Raw genomic sequence first — 259 nt, forward strand, 5'->3', positions numbered from 1 at the left:
CAGTTATCAAAGTTCCGTTCGCCGTCTCGCGACAGCTATATTAGATTACCACATCGCTTCGTTTCTGTCAAGAACTTTTTTCAAGTTTTTTCGACTTTTTTCAAGCTTTGTGATGTCGCTTCTTGTTGAAGCTTTGTTATTTTATCATTGTTATTTCGTTTTGTCAAGAACTTTTTCAAGTTTTTCCGATTTTTCCGAAACAACAAACGGAGAAAGAGGGATTTGAACCCTCGCGCCGCTATTAACGACCTACTCCCTT

At 38.6% G+C, this 259-nt stretch carries 1 tRNA gene (cut by a window edge); it reads right to left on the reverse strand.

The features are described 5' to 3' along the window. Positions 1-207 precede the first annotated feature (207 nt). A tRNA-Ser gene (locus tag ACLROL_RS08440) sits at positions 208-259 on the reverse strand; it runs 61 nt beyond the window's last position.

This window comes from Sellimonas sp. (assembly GCF_047234585.1).
Lineage (GTDB): Bacteria > Bacillota > Clostridia > Lachnospirales > Lachnospiraceae > Sellimonas > Sellimonas caecigallum.